Source organism: Bacillus sp. FSL P4-0334 (genome assembly GCF_038004825.1).
GTDB lineage: Bacteria > Bacillota > Bacilli > Bacillales > Bacillaceae > Bacillus > Bacillus velezensis.
The window spans coordinates 2,506,617-2,523,158 of record NZ_JBBORX010000001.1 but is presented as its reverse complement, the minus strand read 5'-3'; the positions used below and the strand labels follow the sequence as shown (position 1 = coordinate 2,523,158).

Here is a 16,542-nt window from a genome sequence, read left to right as displayed (position 1 = left end):
GGCCTCCACCCGCCCCTTCTTTAGTGTAGAAATAACGTATCCAATCTGTGCCTTAGCAGACTTTCGGTCTCATTCATTAATTTTTCACCAATGTCATCGACATGTCTGTTTCTCCATGATTCCAAATCCGTGCCCTTTACCCAATGATTAAAAGCGCCTAAAGACGGGCCGCAATGAACTTGGAAATTCACCTTTTGTTCTTCCTGCCCTTCCAAAGCAAGCAGACATCCTCTCTGCAAATACCACTTAAATAGTAACAGCATCTTATATTTTTGATTGCGCTCAGCTTTTTGGGCGAGGTTCGGCTGTTTTTCTATTAAGCTTTCGTAGATTTCATCAAAAGTCTTGTTAAAATAATCATTTTCGAGCTGAATCTTTGTCTTTTCATCTATCTCACTCAAAGACTCATATTGTTGGTAGATTTGAAATAATTTATTTGCCCTGACCGGAAACAGCGTGCCCTTTTTCAGCACCTGAACTTTTGTTCCGAACTCAAACAGAGTCTCCGAAGGCGCATAAGCAGTATCGCATATTCCTGTCTCACTCAGCATTTCTTTAACAAAACCGCTTGTTTCGGCTTCAACTGTACATTGATTAATGGATCCCGTCATAATAAAATCAGCGCCCATTAAAAAAGCAGACGCGGCAGACTCGGGAGTTCCGACTCCTCCCGCAGCCCCGACCCTTATCTTCCTTGCGTATTTGTGTGTTTCCATCATTTCATCCCGCAGGTTAACAAAAAACGGCAGCATCGCTGTCAATGAGCCCTGTTCAGTATTACTTCCGCAATCTGCTTCAATAATGATATCGTCTGCTGCCGGAATACGGCTGAGCCACTCCGCCTGCTCTTCCGTCAGCATACCGTGCTGACACATTCTCTTTACGATACTTTGAGGAGGCGGACTCAGAAATGCGGCCGCAACTTCCGGCCGTGAAACTTTGGCAATGATCCGATTATGAGGTATGACCGTGCCGCTTTTGTCTATCTTCAACTGATGCGCTTTGTAATAAATTAATGGTGCGCTGACGGAAAAATACGAAGACGCTTCTATTACTCGTACGTCATGCTTGATATATAAATCTATCAATTCCTTTTCTCTATCTTGATGATCCGGCTCAAATCGCAGATTCATTCCATAGGGCTGGCCATTTTTGAGTGTCTTCTTAATAGAAATAAGGGCCTGTTCAATTTCCCTTATAGGTAAACCCGCTGTGCCAAAGAACCCCAGCATTCCTTTCTTCCCGAGGCGGATCAGCATTTCATCGGAAGAAATCCCTCTATGCATCGCACCTGCCAAATACGCGTATGTCAAACCGTAATCTTCTTTGAAAGATTGATCACCCAATCGGGACACCGGTGAAGCTGCACCGCTCTCTATATTTTCGGCCAAGAGGCTATGCTCTTTCCCGCTTTCCGAATTGTCCGTGTTCCCTTCAGAAAAAAAGAGACTGTCTTCCGGCGCACTGATAGTAAGCGGTTCTTCATCTCTTTGTATGGTTTGAATTAATTTAGTCAGAATGTTTCCAGGACCGATCTCTTCAAACAGAGTGACGCCTTGTCCCATTAAATACCTGATGCTTTCAGTCCATTTTACCGAGTTTGTTATTTGTTCAATTAAATTCCGTTTGATATCTTCTTGTTTATAAGGTCTTGCCGTATAGTTAGAAATGACCGGGAAATTCAATTCAGAAAAATGAAACTCCTCGATAAATTCCGCAAATTCGCGCTGTGCACTTTCCATGAAACGAGAATGAAAAGCTCCGCCGACTTGCAATACGATATAAGCTTTCGCCCCTTCTTTTTCAAAAAAAGAGGCTGCCCGTTTTATCTCTTCTGAAGCCCCTGCTATCACAATTTGTGAAGATGTATTGTAATTGGCGATATCTATTTGGCCGAGTTCATACTTTTGAAGTATTTTTTTTATGTGATGCTCATCCAGTCCGATCACGGCAGCCATTCCGCCTTCGGAAGCCTCACTCATTAACTCGCCTCTTTTAGCAACCAGCCGGAGACCTGTTTCAAAATTAAAAACGCCGGCCGCAAAAAGCGCAGTATATTCACCCAGACTATGTCCCGCAACAGCATCAGGGCGTGTATGACCTTCTTTTAAACCCTTTAAATATTGCAGTGCGCTCACTGTATAAATTGCAGGTTGTGTATACTTCGTATCAGTCAGCCTCTCTTTTTCATCTGAAAGGCATAAATCCTTTATGGAGTATCCTAAAATATGATCTGCCTTTTTAATGAGCTCACTGAATTCATCGAATAAGTCTCTGCCCATTCCTTTAAACTGCGCTCCCTGTCCGGGAAAGACGTAAGCAAGCATTTGTTTTCCTCCTGTTCCGTATTTCTGCCGTTTCTTTTCGTTCCGATTTTGATTAACGTTTTTCACTTCAATTTTAAAATTGTCGTTTACTCTCAGCACCCTTACTTAATAAGCATTACGAAGCAAAATAAAAAAACCTTTATGCCGGATAAAGGTTTAAAAGCAAAAAGCATGTACAAATATCATATCGCCGCAAATATAAATAAACGGAATTTTCTGATAATTAAAATCACATTTTCATTCTGTTTTATATATATCAATATAATAAAAACATTCCAACGTGCCGAAACAACGATTGGTTTTATGTGAATATTTCCCTAAATAAATACTATACCATGATTTACTTGTTGTCAATGGGAAACACACGTATATACCAATTCTTCAGCCGCCTTTTTACAGGCGGCTGAACTCGGTTGTTATCAGTTCATCAGCCCATGCCGATATGCCTTCACTATACTATTTGCGGAATAATAGTTCTTTCTCTTTGTTGTAGTCTTTAGTAAATTGATTGAACTCATCTGCTTGTTTATGCACCTTTTCGTAAACTGAGTTTACTTTGCTGATTTGCTCTTCCAGCTGCGCTAATGTGAGCTTTTTATCTTTAATCAGTTTATAAAGGTCCTTATCAAGTGAAATGGCTTTTTCGTACTTTTTGTACAAAAGATCATAAGATGCATACCTTTTCTCCATTAAAGCGACAGCATGCCCGGCTTTTTCTTTTACTTTCTTATCTTTTATTTCTTGAGAAGTTTTTTTTGCGGATTCAAACGCTTTTTTTGAATCATCAATACTGTCTTTTTCTGCTTTCAGATGTTTTTTTCGCTGATTTGCATTGCTCAGAGCCTGATCAGACAGTGTGACAATTTTCTGGTAATCATCCATATTCAGTTTAACCGCGCTGTCGTATAGCTTATGCTCTTTTTTCTCCAATTTTTCTAATGTTTTCTGCTCTTTTTGAAACGGTTTTTCCGCTTGAACGGCTTTTTCCATCGAGTCATGAAGCGATTCAACCGGATCTTTTCCCCCGCAGCCGGCAAGCAGCATACTTGCGGCGCCGAGCGCTCCGATTCCTGCTAATACCTTTTTTTGAATCATATTCACTTAAAATCCCCCAATCTTGACAATTTCCACTATAGAAGCCCGAACGCTTTTTGACAATAGCTGAGCTGTAATTGGCATGACCGTGTAAAGACGCTTACGGTGCTTTCAAAGAATACTTGCGTAAAAAATTGAGAAAACAGGGCGGATGACCATACATCTTTTTGGCTTTTACATAGTTTATAGTAGACGCCGGCCCTGCTGACAGAGGGTCAGCGTAATTAAAAGAGGAGGTTTTTTTATGTACGGATATGGATTTGGCGGCGGATTTGGCGGCGGTTGTTGCGGCGGCGGATATGGTTATGGCGGCGGTTACGGTTACGGCTGCGGCGGCGGATACGGCCGCACATTCGCATTAATCGTCGTATTGTTTATCTTATTAATCATCGTCGGTGCCGCTTATTTAGGCTGCGGCTGCTGACATTATACACCATGAACATCGGCCGGCCTGCTATGGCCGGCCAATTGTTTCGTTGCGCCGCGATAAAGAAATTCGCTATAATTTACATATTAAGCTTTAGGAGTGAAGTTTCTTGATTACTATGGAAAATATTGTACGCGACGGACATCCCGCGCTCAGAGAGATCGCTGAAGAGGTTCAGCTTCCCGCTTCTGACGAAGAAAAACAGCATCTTGCTGATATGATTGAGTTTGTGAAAAACAGCCAAAATCCTGAATTAGCCGAGAAATACAAGCTTCGTCCGGGCGTCGGTCTTGCCGCTCCCCAAACAGACGTAAAAAAACGGATGATCGCCGTCCATGCAGAAGATGCGAAAGGCACTTTATACAGCTATGCTCTTTTTAACCCTAAGATCGTCAGCCACTCAGTGGAAAAAAGCTACTTGACGAGCGGAGAAGGCTGCCTGTCGGTAGACGAACCCATTCCCGGCTATGTGCCGCGCTACGCCCGCATCCGCGTAAAGGCGGTGACGCTTGAAGGAGAACAGATTGACATCCGCCTCAAAGGTTTTCCGGCCATCGTGTTTCAGCACGAAATCGATCATCTGAACGGCGTGATGTTTTACGACCATATTGATAAAGAAAATCCGTTCAAAGAACCTGAAAACGCCATTGCCATTGACCGTTAAAAATAACCGGCACTTCCCAAAGTGCCGGTTTTCTTTATTTCAAAAGGCCCAGTTCTTTGACGGCCCAGCTGATTCCTTCCTCATCCACCGGCTTTGTGACGAAATCAGCGGCAGCTTTTAATTCCGGAACCGCATTTCCCATCGCCACCCCGGTGCCGACAAAACGAATCATCTCAAGATCATTTAGTCCGTCGCCGAATGCATAAGTGTCACTTATGCCGTACGGAAGCCGCTCAAGCACTCTTTTAATGCCTTCCGCTTTTGAACCGCCTTTCGGAAGCACATCCGTTGACAATTCATGCCAGCGGACGTAATCAAACTCCGGAAAAGCGGCATATGCTTTTTCTTCATGTCCGCGGCAGAATAAAAGCAGCTGATAAATTTCTTTTCCTTTATAAAATGTTTCATCAACTTCGGGATAAGGCGCTTTCAGACTGCCGATTCCTTCCGAGACGTGCGGATGTCCGGGGACGGTCGTTTTCATCGTGTCTTCCGCCATAAATACGACGGGGTGCTCCCCTTCTGCCGCCTGCTTTAATAAACGCGCAACCGCATCTTCAGGAAGCGGATTTTTATAAATGACCTCACCTTCAAATACGACATACTGGCCGTTGTATGAAATAAATGATTCAATCTCAAGCTCTTCCAGAATCGGTTTTACCATAAACGGGGACCTTCCGCTGGCGATAAAAACGTGATGGCCAGCCTCTTTAAGCGCCTTCACGGCGTTTCTTGCGCTATCGGGAATATGTTTATCATGGTCATAGATCGTGCCGTCAATATCAAAAAAGATCAGTTTTGGATTCATGTTAATTTCTCCTTTTTCCCGTTTATCAGTCGTGTCTTTTTCAATATCATCATACAGAAAGTTTTTCTTCCGGAAAACCGCCTTGATGAAATTCCAGTTTTACCCACGAAAACAAATTCATTTTTTCCGCATACTACTGCTATAAAGGGCTTTAAAGGAGGTATACGATGCTGCGCCGATTACGGAAGAAACTCAGAAGACAGTGGGGCGGAATGCTCCGGAAAAAAGTCATCGCGTAGAAGGGATCTTTCGGTTTTTGAAAGTCCCTTTTTTGCTCGAGACTTTCCTTATAATCCGTTTTCGAATATAATAGAATAAGCGAGTCTAACATACGGCATTTAAGGAGAGATTTGGATGATTTATAAGGTATTTTATCAAGAGAAGGCTGACGAAGTACCTGTTCGGGAAAAAACAGATTCACTTTACATTGAGGGCGTTTCAGAACGGGACGTCAGAACGAAACTGAAAGATCAGAAATACAACATTGAATTTGTTCAGCCTGTGGACGGTGCTTTTTTAGAATATGAGAAGCAGAGCGAAAATTTTAAAGTATTGGAGTTATGAGCGGAATGAAATTTGTAAAAAATGACCAGACTGCCGTTTTCGCCCTCGGCGGATTGGGCGAGATCGGAAAAAATACGTACGGGGTGCAGTTTCAGGATGAAATTGTACTGATTGATGCGGGAATCAAGTTCCCGGAAGATGAACTTCTCGGCATTGATTACGTAATCCCCGATTACACGTATTTAGTAAAAAATGAAGATAAAATTAAAGGTCTGTTTATCACCCACGGTCACGAAGACCATATCGGCGGTATTCCGTACCTGCTCAGACAAGTAAATATTCCCGTTTACGGCGGTAAACTCGCGATCGGCTTACTTCGGAATAAACTTGAAGAGCACGGGCTGTTAAGACAGACCAAATTAAACATCATCGGTGAAGACGACATCGTGAAGTTCCGCAAGACGTCAGTATCCTTCTTCAGAACGACACACAGCATTCCGGATTCATACGGAATCGTCGTCAAAACACCGCCTGGCAATATCGTACATACCGGGGACTTTAAGTTCGATTTCACACCGGTAGGCGAACCGGCAAACTTGACAAAGATGGCTGAAATCGGGAAAGAAGGCGTTCTGTGCCTGCTTTCTGACAGTACAAACAGTGAGGTTCCTGATTTCACCATGTCAGAACGCCGCGTAGGCGAAAGCATTCACGATATTTTCCGAAAAGTGGACGGCAGAATTATATTTGCGACATTCGCTTCGAATATACACCGTCTTCAGCAGGTGATTGAAGCAGCCGTTTTAAAAGGCAGAAAAGTTGCCGTATTCGGACGCAGTATGGAATCGGCTATTGAAATCGGACAAAATCTCGGCTACATTACCTGTCCTAAAAATACGTTTATTGAGCATAACGAAATCAATCGTTTGCCTGCCAATAAAGTAACAATTTTATGTACGGGAAGCCAAGGTGAACCGATGGCGGCGTTATCACGCATCGCTAACGGGACGCACCGGCAGATTTCCATTAATCCCGGAGATACGGTCGTCTTTTCTTCTTCTCCGATTCCCGGAAACACAATCAGCGTAAGCCGCACCATCAACCAGCTGTACCGTGCGGGCGCAGAAGTCATTCACGGTTCATTGAATGACATTCATACATCCGGACACGGCGGACAGGAAGAGCAGAAATTAATGCTCCGCCTGATCAAACCGAAGTTCTTTATGCCGATTCACGGTGAGTACAGAATGCAGAAAATGCACGTCAAACTCGCGACTGATTGCGGGATACCTGAAGAAAACTGCTTTATCATGGATAATGGCGAAGTGCTGGCCCTCAAAGGCGAAGAAGCCGCTGTGGCAGGCAAAATTCCGTCCGGCTCCGTTTACATTGACGGAAGCGGAATCGGTGATATCGGCAATATCGTGCTCCGCGACCGCCGCATTCTTTCAGAAGAAGGCCTTGTTATCGTTGTTGTCAGCATCAATATGGACGACTTTAAGGTTTCGGCGGGGCCTGATTTAATCTCAAGAGGTTTTGTATACATGAGAGAATCCGGTGATTTGATCAATGACGCGCAGCAGCTGATTTCGAACCATTTGGAGAAAGTAATGGATCGGAAAACAACGCAGTGGTCCGAAATTAAAAACGAAATTACCGATACGCTTGCTCCGTTCCTATACGAAAAAACAAAACGCCGCCCGATGATCCTTCCGATCATTATGGAGGTCTAAAAAAAACTGCACTCGTAATGAGTGCAGTTTTTTTATTGCAGCGGAATATGCTGAAAGGCTTTGACATCAAACAGACCGGCTGCTGTCATTTTAATATCCGGAATCACCGGAAGCGCTAAAAACGATAATGTGAGAAACGGATTGAAATCACCGGTGAATCCGAGCAGAGGAAGCTTTTCATGAAGCACGCCCAAGCTGTCATTGACCCATTCCGCCGACTTATCAGACAAAAGCCCGGCGATCGGAAGCGGAACGGAGTGAAGCAATTCTCCGTTTTTCACGGCTGTTAATCCTCCTCCGGTGTCACGGAGCCTGTTGATTGCTTTTGCCAAATCGGCATCGTTTGTACCGACGGCGATGATATTATGGGAATCGTGAGAAATGGTTGTGGCGATGGCGCCTTCTTTTAACCCGAACCCTTGTACAATCCCGAGTCCTATCATTTTTTCGCCGCTGTGCCGCTCTGTGACGGCGATTTTTAATAAATCATTTTTTGTATCAGGACAAAACGCGTCAGCAGACGGTGCAGGCACTTCTTTTTTTCTCGTCTCCAAATGATTCGGTATCATTTCGATTACATTCATTTTCTTACCCTCTTGAATCGGTATATGAAAATCCGATTCAGTCAGCGGCGCTTTCAGCCGCACTGTATCCAACAGCGCCTGGTCCGGCGAATAGGAACCGGCAGACTGTTCATAAACCGTGCGTCCGTTCTCGGCAACGGTCCGGCCGGCGACCATGGTCTTCGTGACGGCAGCCTCCCGTACATCTGAAATAAACAGCAGATCTGCGTCAAAACCCGGCGCTACCGCCCCTTTTGTTTCAAGACCGTAGCACTCAGCCGCATTTAAACTGGCGAGCTGATACGCAAGGAATGGATTAAGTCCCGCCTTTATCGCCATTTTGACTTGGTGGTTCACACTTCCTTCTGAAAGCAGATCATCTACATGCTTATCATCCGTGCAAAAGAAAAAGCGCCGCGCGTTTTTTTCATTCACCGCCGGCAGCACATTGAGCGTATTTTTTGCCACCGATCCTTCGCGCAGCATGACATACATTCCCCGTCTGATTCTGTCCAGCGCTTCTTCTTTTGTCGTCACTTCATGATCATTTGACACCATTGCGGTTCTGTATATATTGATGATATCTGAAGACAGTCCGGCTAAATGCCCGTCGATCCGTTTTCCGTGACGCTTGGCATCAAGCAGTTTCTGAAGCATATCCTCTTCACCTTCCGCAACAGACACATAATCCATTACTTCCGCAAGTCCGAGCACCTCTTTCTCCTGATAAAAAGGCTTTAAATCCTCGGCTTTTAATACGGCTCCTGAGCGTTCAAAGCTAGCGGCGGGAACACAGGAAGGAAGCATGAAACGGATGTTCAGCGGCGCCTTTTTCGCCTGCTCTATCATAAAAGAAATGCCTTTTGCTCCGGAAACGTTCGCAATTTCGTGAGGATCAGTAATGACAGTAGTCACTCCGTGTGGGAGGACGGCTTTAGCAAATTCAATCGGAGTAACCATAGAGGACTCGATATGAACATGTCCGTCAATAAAGCCCGGAACGATCATTTGACCTTCTGCATCAATGACTTCTTCCCCTTCATATTCGCCCAGCCCGACGATCACTCCGCCCGTAATGGCGATATCTGCAGAAATCCATTCCTGGTTAAATACATCCATGATTTTTCCGTTTTTAATGACGGTATCGGCTTTTTGTCTGCCGGCTGATGCATTCAGCCGTTCAGCCAGTGTTTCTTTGTTCAAAATGAGGCCTCCTCTTTTTCTGTATATGGTACAATATGCTATCGGATCGCCTGATCATAGTCAATAAAAATTGCAGAAAATACCGCTTACACGATAATGTCTTTCTATTCTGACATAATAAAAGACCGTCCTTTTACGGACGGCTTTTCACTTTGTGTGAAGCACTCTTTTTTCAAATCGGGAAATGTCCGTAAGAGAGCCGATAACGATGAGAATATCTTCTTTTTGGATCATTTCAGTCGCCAGGGGAGATACGATCACTTCTTTTTCTCTCTTGATGGCCACGATATTAATGCCGTACTTCGCCCGGATGTCCAGATCAAGCAGTGTGTTGCCCGCAAGCCTGCTGTTGGCCACGATCTCCACAATGCTGTGTTCGTCGGACAGCTCCAAATAATCAAGCACATTATTTGATACGATGTTGTGGGCGATGCGTTTTGCCATGTCACGTTCAGGGTGGACGATGTGATCGGCCCCGATTTTCGCAAGCACTTTCTCATGATAATCGTTCTGCGCTTTAACCGTGATCGTGTTCACGCCGAGTTCCTTTAAGATCAGCGTCGTTAAAATGCTCGCCTGTATATTTTCGCCGATTGCCACAATGACGTGGTCAAAGTTGCGCAGCCCTAAGTTTTTCAGCACCGATTCATCGGTTGAATCGCCGATGACCGCGTGTGATGCGATTTTGGCGTATTCATTTACTTTATCTTCATCAATATCCATCGCCATGACCTCAAGGCCTTCTTCACTTAATGCTTTGCAAATACTTCCGCCGAAGCGTCCGAGACCGATAACGGCAAACTCTTTTCTCATAACAGTACTCCTTTAAACAATATCTCTAATAGGAATAGTATCACATTTTCGGCAATGAGTTCATATAGCGTTTAAGCTTTTCTGAAAAGGCGGGCGATAAATACAGATCCGCTCCGCGTTCGATTTCTTCCTGATAGTGACCCGGAGGCGCAATTTCCTCAGCTTTATCAAGAACGAGAAACGTCAGGACGCCTCTGTATACACGGCCGCCGGCACACACTTCTATGAACGCGGGACGGTATGTGTGGTTATCAACACCTTCTCTTTTGTACAGATAGGTTGCCGCTTCAAACGGGAGCTTGTACAGCACGCCTTCAGTTCGTCCCCCGTCTTCAACAAGATCGGCTCTGGAACCGTCAGGACGCCTTAATGTGAATCTCGTCGAATACCCTTCAACAACCGCCCCTCCGACCGGCTCGGCAAAAAAGTGGTCGACCCCCGCCTGTTTAAACCGGGCATTGTCCATACAGGAGCCGTAAGCGAAATAATAAACCGGACTGTCATCCTCCCGTTTCATAAAACGGTATTCTTTCCAGTCTCCGCTTTTGATACGGCTGAATGAAGCACACTGGTCGGGCTTTACGACATATGCGAAGGCGGTTTTATTCCCGGCATCCGTCGTCACGGCAACCTCTTTTCGATCAAAATCAGCATAATACGCATCCAGCTTACGGATCATCTGATGATCTGTTTCATACAATTCCCCGTACACAAAAGCTGTTTCTGCTAAAGACGCCGCAGGCTGACCTTTATCCGTTTCGTACAGCACGCCGTTTATCGCAGCCTGCTCGCACACACACGGAGCGCCTTTCAGCAGTTCATGGTTTTCTTCACGCTTCCGTAACAAACCGTATACAAAAAGAAGCAAGTTATTTTTCCTCCTTTTGGACAGCAGCCGCTTCTAACGGCAGAATCACCTGAAACGTACTGCCTTCTCCATTTTTGCTCTTAATGTTAAGTTTACCATTATGCTCCTTCAGAATTCGTAAACAAATCGGAAGCCCGAGACCCGTTCCCTGATCTTTTGTTGAGAAAAACGGTTTCCCGATGTTTTCAAGCTTTTCTTTCGACATGCCGTTTCCTTCATCCTGTATGCTGATCACCGCGTATTCTTCATCCCGTTTTGTATAAATATGAATATTCCCGCCGTCAGGCATCGCTTCAATCGCATTTTTAATAATATTGATAAATACCTGTTTCAGCTGGTTTTCGTCACCGTTGACCATACAGGACTCAGTCTGCCTGAAATCCTTCTCAATCACAGTGTTCGACAGCACCGCGTTCGTGTCAAGAAGCGTCGCCACCTGCCGTAAAATATGGTTGAGATGATGAGCGGTAAACGTCACGGTCTGCGGCTTGGCGAGCAGAAGCAGCTCCCCCAGCACGAGATCAATCCTTTTAATCTCCGAAAAAATAATATCAAAATAATCCGTTCTTTCCGGATACTGGGCTTTCATCAGCTGGAGAAAGCCGCTGACTGACGTTAAAGGATTTCTTACTTCATGGGCGATTCCTGCCGCAAGCTCCCCGGCAATGGCCAGCTTTTGAGATTGCATGGCGAGGCGTTCGTTCGTTTCCAGAAGCTCATCGACAGCTTTTTTCCGTTCACTGATATCAGACATCGTCCCCAGGCTTCCGACAAATTTCTGTCTGCGGTCATAATACAGCTTATAATGGACTTCTCCCCAAAAGATCGAGCCGTCTCTTTTAATATATTTGGCCGTAAACATTCCTGACGGGGACTGCTGCTTAATTTGGGAGATAATATAATCAATGATATGTTTTTCTTTTATAAAATAATCATTATACATCGTGCCCATACATTCGCTGATGGAGTGGCCCGTAATCGCCGTCCAGGCCTGATTCAAATATGTAATATTCCCTTGAGCATCCGTCTGAAAAACGATTTCCTGCAGATTGTCCATGATCCGGTTTTTCTCATCTGAAAGCGCCTTTGCTTTCTGCTCGCTGTCCTTCAGCTCCGCCAGCAGCTGCTTTTTATTATCCACATAATAAGCCAGCAGCCAGACGCTGATTAATGTGACGGCGGTAAAGGTGATGTCAACGGGCCAGTTAATCGGATTCCGTTCAATCATATAAAATAAATAATCCCAAAACATAATAAAAATCATTGCCAAGATTAAGGAAATGATACGCGCTTGATATTTTCCCATAGTCCCACCTGCCGCTAGCATTTCTACATATATTGTAACATTGTTGACTGCATTATTGACTAAAAAATGATAACTATTCCCAATTAATTGAGCAGGTTCGCTTACTTTTCCCGTGAGTTTTTGCACAAGTTCATAATAAAAGGACGGAATGATGCTCCGCCCTTTTTGCTGATTATGATCTATCTTTTAACGCTTCCTCGATTTCCTCAAGCAGCATTTTCGCTCCTTCAGGACTTAAAATAATTTTGCCGTTGCCGTACTCCTGATTTTCGGGAGTAATTTCCCCCGTCATTAAGCAAATGCCGTGCGGCTTGTATTTTTTCAAGACAATTTTGTCTCCGTCAACGAAAAATTCAATACTATCTTTAATAGCGATATCCAATGCTCTTCTCAATTCAATCGGCATGACAATACGCCCGAGTTCGTCTACTTTTCTTACTACACCAATTGATTTCATAGAAATCCCCTACTTCCTTTAATGTCTCTTCTTTATGTCCAAGGAAAATCCTTCATAAACGTAGACGAAAGGAACGGAGCAAAAGTTTCTCAGCATCCGGAACTGAATGTTTTTTTACAGAAGAAAATCCTTTTGAAATATGGGATACAGACTTTCCCTCCTTTTTTACAAAAACATTTCATTCCCGGCGGAAACCCCCAAAAATCGTGGTTTTTCTCAGAAACTTTAAATGTAGAATCAATTAAATCAGGATAGGGATTGGGTGAAAACATGTTTCAATCAACTGAGATCGGAATCGACTTAGGAACCGCTAATATACTTGTTTACAGTAAAAATAAAGGAATTATTTTAAACGAGCCTTCCGTTGTCGCTGTAGATACAACAACGAAAGCGGTGCTTGCCATCGGAACGGATGCCAAAAGCATGATCGGAAAGACGCCGGGGAAAATCGTCGCCGTTCGGCCGATGAAAGACGGTGTCATTGCTGATTATGATATGACAACTGACTTATTAAAACACATTATGAAAAAAGCCGGAAAAAAAATCGGAATGACTTTCCGCAAACCGAATGTCGTCGTCTGCACGCCTTCAGGCTCAACAGCCGTTGAACGACGCGCCATCAGTGACGCTGTCAAAAACTGCGGAGCGAAAAACGTTCACTTGATTGAAGAACCCGTAGCCGCTGCAATCGGGGCCGACCTCCCTGTTGACGAGCCGGTCGCAAACGTCGTCGTAGATATCGGCGGCGGTACGACTGAAGTCGCCATCATCTCATTCGGGGGCGTCGTATCCTGCCATTCGATCAGAATCGGCGGCGACCAGCTTGATGAAGATATCGCCTCGTTCGTCAGAAAAAAATACAACCTGCTGATCGGGGAACGTACGGCAGAACAAGTGAAAATGGAAATCGGTTTTGCATTGATCGAACATGTGCCGGAAACGATGGAAATCCGCGGGCGTGACCTTGTAACCGGTCTGCCGAAGACAATCAGACTGCAATCTAATGAAATTCAGCACGCGATGCGTGAGTCGCTCCTGCATATTCTTGAAGCGATCAGAGCGACACTTGAAGATTGTCCGCCGGAGCTCAGCGGTGATATCGTTGACCGCGGCGTCGTGTTAACCGGAGGAGGCTCCCTTTTAAACGGGATGAAAGAATGGCTGACAGATGAAATCGTCGTTCCCGTTCATTTGGCGGCAAATCCGCTTGAATCAGTGGCTATCGGCACGGGGCGTTCATTAGACGTCATCGACAAGCTGCAAAAAGCAATTAAATAATAAGATTATGCTTCTTTTTTCTCCACCCGGCTCATATTGTGAGAACTGGAGAAACATTAAGGAGGAAGCATATGCTTAGAGATGTGGGAAGACGCGTAGCAGTAGCCGTCATTTTAAGCGGAATTATTTTGGGGGGTATGAGCATTTCACTGGCCAATATGCCCCATTCTCCGGCCGGCGGCGCCGTAAAACTGAATCACCCGTAAAGACGCAGCAAAAGCTGTGTCTTTTTCGTTTGTGCTCCTTTCTTTCCTTTATGAGGCGATATTTGATATGATGAGAAAAACCGATGAGGAGGAATGAACGATGAGTTCGTTTACTGAAAAGTTACATACATATGCTCAGCTGGCGGTAGAAGTCGGCGTCAATGTCCAAAAAGGACAGCATGTCGTAATCAATGCCTCAACTGATGTCCGGGAACTTGTCAGACTGCTTGCCAAACATTCTTATGAAAAAGGCGCTAAAAACGTCACAGTAAATTGGCAGGACGATGAACTGTCCAGATTAAAATACGAGATGGCACCTTTTGAAGCGTTTGAAGAGTATCCTGAATGGGAAGCAAAAGGAAAAGAAGAGCTCGCGAAAAAAGGGGCTGCGTTTATTTCTGTCGTCTCATCCGACCCCGACCTATTAAAAGGCACTGACGGCAAACGGATTGCAGCGTTCCAAAAAGCCGCCGGAAAAGCATTGCATACATACAGACAATATATTCAATCAGATAAGGTCAGCTGGACGGTGATCGGAGCCGCTTCAACAGGCTGGGCGAAAAAAGTGTTCCCGGATCAGCCGGAAGAAACAGCCGTTCAGCTTTTATGGGAAGAAATTTTCAAAACGACCCGCGTAAATGAAGAAGACCCTGTTGAAGCATGGAAAAAACATGATCAAAACCTTCATGAAAAAGTGGAACACTTAAACAAAAAACATTACAGCGCCCTGCATTATCAGGCTGAAGGAACAGACTTAACCATTGAACTGCCGAAAAAACATGTATGGGCAGGCGCAGGAAGCGTGAATGAAAGCGGGCACGAATTCATGGCCAACATGCCGACAGAAGAGGTTTTTACCCTTCCGCAGCGTGACGGGGTGAACGGCACGGTTTCCAGCACGAAACCGCTGAGCTACGGCGGCAACATTATTGATAACTTCACTCTTACCTTTGAAAACGGCCGCATCGTTGATGTGAAAGCTGAAAAAGGCGAGGAGATTTTAAAAGGCATCGTCGAAACCGATGAAGGCTCACACTATCTCGGAGAAGTGGCCTTAGTGCCGTACGATTCACCGATTTCACAATCAAATATTTTATTTTACAACACACTGTACGATGAAAACGCCTCTAACCACTTGGCGATCGGCAGTGCGTATGCCTTTAATATTGAGGGCGGCAAACAAATGACACGGGAAGAGCTTGTCAAAGAGGGCTTAAATGAAAGCATTACACACGTAGATTTTATGGTCGGTTCCAAAGACATGAATATCGACGGCATTACTGCGGACGGCAAAAGAGAACCGATCTTCAGAAACGGAAACTGGGCATTTTAATAAAAAAAGGAGGCGATCAGGCCTCCTTTTTTTATTTCGCTTCATACATTTGCAAGTTGGTGCAGACGGTTTCCAAAACAGGTGTATCAACTGACAAGCCTTTCGCTTTCTCAAGCAAAAATCCGTGTAAATGATCACCTTCCGTCACCCTGCCCTTTTCCATATCTCTCAGCATCGACGATTTCATATGGTAAGACATGCTTGTCAATGTGCGATAACTCTCCTCTTCCAGACCAGGATCTTTCGGGATGCCGGCAGCCTTGAAGATGGCACCGATTTCAGCAAAGAGGCGCTTTGCGGTGTTGCGGCCGCCTTCTGTTTCTAAAATCGGTCCGACCGGCTGTTGAAACAGAGTGGTCACTCCTGCCTGCGCGGCAATAAACATATATTTTTTCCAAATGTCCTTTTCAATATCCCGGCTGATGATGACATCCGCTTTCACACCTGCAAATGCGTTTTCCAGCTCATTCATACGTTCTGTGCGTTCCCCGTTCCATTCACCGAAAACAAAGCGGTGGGCAGCGCTCGTATGAAGAATGTCCCCTTTGTCGTTAAGGGCGCTCTCAATAAAGCAGAGGCCGCCCAGCACCTGCCGTTTTGAAAAAGCTTCAAACAGCTGGTTATAGTGCCTGTATCCGTTTAAAAAAGGAATAATGACCGACGAAGGTTTGACAAACGGTTTGACATCCCGAATGACGTCCTGCAAAGAATACGCTTTTGAAGCGATGATAACCGCGTCAAATGCTCCTTCTTCGCCCGCCATGATTAATTTCGGCTTGATTGAAACATCACCTTTTTCACTTTTGACGGTCAATCCCGTCTCTTGTAATTGTTCCGCCCGTTTCTTGCGGACGAGAAACGTCACGTCATTTCCCTTTTCTGCAAGACGCGCGCCGATATATCCGCCCACTCCTCCAGCTCCGACAACTAAAAACTTCATGATGCATTCCTCCGTCT

The 16,542-nt window shown here is 44.9% G+C and carries 16 protein-coding genes; 7 read left to right on the top strand and 9 right to left on the bottom strand.

Annotated features, from left to right (window positions below; translation table 11 throughout):
• Positions 1-20 precede the first annotated feature (20 nt).
• Both fabD and NSQ37_RS13165 read right to left on the bottom strand, forming a co-directional pair.
• Positions 21-2,327, bottom strand: coding sequence for an ACP S-malonyltransferase (gene fabD, locus NSQ37_RS13170; protein ID WP_032868052.1), 2,307 nt, complete (start codon positions 2,325-2,327; stop codon positions 21-23).
• Positions 2,328-2,783: 456 nt separating this feature from the next.
• Complete coding sequence (locus NSQ37_RS13165) at positions 2,784-3,422, bottom strand: YkyA family protein (protein ID WP_032865273.1); 639 nt, start codon at positions 3,420-3,422, stop codon at positions 2,784-2,786.
• Positions 3,423-3,666: 244 nt separating this feature from the next.
• Between NSQ37_RS13165 and NSQ37_RS13160 the strand changes: the two genes are divergently transcribed.
• Both NSQ37_RS13160 and def read left to right on the top strand, forming a co-directional pair.
• Positions 3,667-3,846, top strand: coding sequence for a YjcZ family sporulation protein (locus tag NSQ37_RS13160; protein ID WP_007409651.1), 180 nt, complete (start codon positions 3,667-3,669; stop codon positions 3,844-3,846).
• Between the two features lie 112 nt (positions 3,847-3,958).
• The gene (gene def, locus NSQ37_RS13155; protein WP_003154544.1) at positions 3,959-4,513 is read left to right on the top strand and encodes a peptide deformylase; all 555 of its coding nucleotides are present in this window, start codon (positions 3,959-3,961) and stop codon (positions 4,511-4,513) included.
• 34 nt (positions 4,514-4,547) lie between these two features.
• Here the strand turns inward: def and NSQ37_RS13150 are convergent, their stop codons facing one another.
• Positions 4,548-5,321 carry a Cof-type HAD-IIB family hydrolase gene (locus NSQ37_RS13150; RefSeq protein WP_025284673.1) on the bottom strand — a complete coding sequence of 258 codons (774 nt, stop codon included), beginning with the start codon at positions 5,319-5,321 and terminating at the stop codon, positions 4,548-4,550.
• Positions 5,322-5,675: 354 nt separating this feature from the next.
• On the opposite strand from NSQ37_RS13150, the gene NSQ37_RS13145 reads away from it, so the two are divergent.
• Together NSQ37_RS13145 and rnjA are read left to right on the top strand one after the other, a co-directional pair.
• Positions 5,676-5,885 (top strand): DNA-dependent RNA polymerase subunit epsilon, encoded by a 210-nt coding sequence (locus tag NSQ37_RS13145; protein WP_003154548.1) that lies wholly within the window; start codon positions 5,676-5,678, stop codon positions 5,883-5,885.
• 5 nt (positions 5,886-5,890) lie between these two features.
• Positions 5,891-7,558: a ribonuclease J1 gene (gene rnjA, locus NSQ37_RS13140; RefSeq protein WP_007611151.1), complete on the top strand. Its 1,668-nt coding sequence runs from the start codon at positions 5,891-5,893 to the stop codon at positions 7,556-7,558.
• A gap of 32 nt (positions 7,559-7,590) precedes the next feature.
• On the opposite strand, the gene ade is transcribed toward rnjA, so the two are convergent.
• The 5 genes from ade to NSQ37_RS13115 all read right to left on the bottom strand — a co-directional run bounded on the left by ade (position 7,591) and on the right by NSQ37_RS13115 (position 12,768).
• Complete coding sequence (ade, locus tag NSQ37_RS13135; RefSeq protein WP_015239774.1) at positions 7,591-9,324, bottom strand: adenine deaminase; 1,734 nt, start codon at positions 9,322-9,324, stop codon at positions 7,591-7,593.
• 147 nt (positions 9,325-9,471) lie between these two features.
• A complete protein-coding gene (ktrC, locus tag NSQ37_RS13130) occupies positions 9,472-10,137 on the bottom strand; it encodes a Ktr system potassium transporter KtrC (RefSeq protein WP_003154554.1) in 666 nt (221 codons plus the stop codon).
• 40 nt (positions 10,138-10,177) lie between these two features.
• Positions 10,178-11,005 (bottom strand): gamma-glutamylcyclotransferase, encoded by an 828-nt coding sequence (locus NSQ37_RS13125; RefSeq protein WP_015239773.1) that lies wholly within the window; start codon positions 11,003-11,005, stop codon positions 10,178-10,180.
• 1 nt (position 11,006) lies between these two features.
• Positions 11,007-12,311, bottom strand: a complete 1,305-nt coding sequence (locus tag NSQ37_RS13120) for an ATP-binding protein (protein WP_007409646.1) — start codon at positions 12,309-12,311, stop codon at positions 11,007-11,009.
• Positions 12,312-12,483: 172 nt separating this feature from the next.
• Complete coding sequence (locus tag NSQ37_RS13115; protein ID WP_003154557.1) at positions 12,484-12,768, bottom strand: AbrB/MazE/SpoVT family DNA-binding domain-containing protein; 285 nt, start codon at positions 12,766-12,768, stop codon at positions 12,484-12,486.
• A 270-nt stretch (positions 12,769-13,038) separates the two neighbouring features.
• Between NSQ37_RS13115 and mreBH the strand changes: the two genes are divergently transcribed.
• From mreBH to NSQ37_RS13100, 3 genes are all read left to right on the top strand, one after another.
• Positions 13,039-14,046: a cell shape-determining protein MreBH gene (gene mreBH / locus NSQ37_RS13110; protein ID WP_003154558.1), complete on the top strand. Its 1,008-nt coding sequence runs from the start codon at positions 13,039-13,041 to the stop codon at positions 14,044-14,046.
• 71 nt (positions 14,047-14,117) lie between these two features.
• Entirely contained in the window at positions 14,118-14,252 is a 135-nt protein-coding gene (locus tag NSQ37_RS13105; RefSeq protein ID WP_003154559.1) for a protein YkpC, read from the top strand.
• A gap of 100 nt (positions 14,253-14,352) precedes the next feature.
• Entirely contained in the window at positions 14,353-15,585 is a 1,233-nt protein-coding gene (locus tag NSQ37_RS13100) for an aminopeptidase (RefSeq protein ID WP_039063007.1), read from the top strand.
• 31 nt (positions 15,586-15,616) lie between these two features.
• Here NSQ37_RS13100 and NSQ37_RS13095 read toward each other — a convergent pair whose 3' ends face one another.
• Positions 15,617-16,525: a ketopantoate reductase family protein gene (locus NSQ37_RS13095; RefSeq protein WP_085341959.1), complete on the bottom strand. Its 909-nt coding sequence runs from the start codon at positions 16,523-16,525 to the stop codon at positions 15,617-15,619.
• Between the last annotated feature and the right edge of the window lie 17 nt (positions 16,526-16,542).

Coding starts and splice junctions, on each gene's coding strand:
- NSQ37_RS13100 (WP_039063007.1), top strand. CDS start 14,353: ATGAGTTCGTTTACTGAAAAGTTACATACATATGCTCAGCTGGCGGTA.
- NSQ37_RS13145 (WP_003154548.1), top strand. CDS start 5,676: ATGATTTATAAGGTATTTTATCAAGAGAAGGCTGACGAAGTACCTGTT.
- NSQ37_RS13160 (WP_007409651.1), top strand. CDS start 3,667: ATGTACGGATATGGATTTGGCGGCGGATTTGGCGGCGGTTGTTGCGGC.
- NSQ37_RS13095 (WP_085341959.1), bottom strand. CDS start 16,525: ATGAAGTTTTTAGTTGTCGGAGCTGGAGGAGTGGGCGGATATATCGGC.
- mreBH (WP_003154558.1), top strand. CDS start 13,039: ATGTTTCAATCAACTGAGATCGGAATCGACTTAGGAACCGCTAATATA.
- NSQ37_RS13120 (WP_007409646.1), bottom strand. CDS start 12,311: ATGGGAAAATATCAAGCGCGTATCATTTCCTTAATCTTGGCAATGATT.
- NSQ37_RS13165 (WP_032865273.1), bottom strand. CDS start 3,422: ATGATTCAAAAAAAGGTATTAGCAGGAATCGGAGCGCTCGGCGCCGCA.
- NSQ37_RS13105 (WP_003154559.1), top strand. CDS start 14,118: ATGCTTAGAGATGTGGGAAGACGCGTAGCAGTAGCCGTCATTTTAAGC.
- NSQ37_RS13150 (WP_025284673.1), bottom strand. CDS start 5,321: ATGAATCCAAAACTGATCTTTTTTGATATTGACGGCACGATCTATGAC.
- NSQ37_RS13115 (WP_003154557.1), bottom strand. CDS start 12,768: ATGAAATCAATTGGTGTAGTAAGAAAAGTAGACGAACTCGGGCGTATT.
- ktrC (WP_003154554.1), bottom strand. CDS start 10,137: ATGAGAAAAGAGTTTGCCGTTATCGGTCTCGGACGCTTCGGCGGAAGT.
- fabD (WP_032868052.1), bottom strand. CDS start 2,327: ATGCTTGCTTACGTCTTTCCCGGACAGGGAGCGCAGTTTAAAGGAATG.
- rnjA (WP_007611151.1), top strand. CDS start 5,891: ATGAAATTTGTAAAAAATGACCAGACTGCCGTTTTCGCCCTCGGCGGA.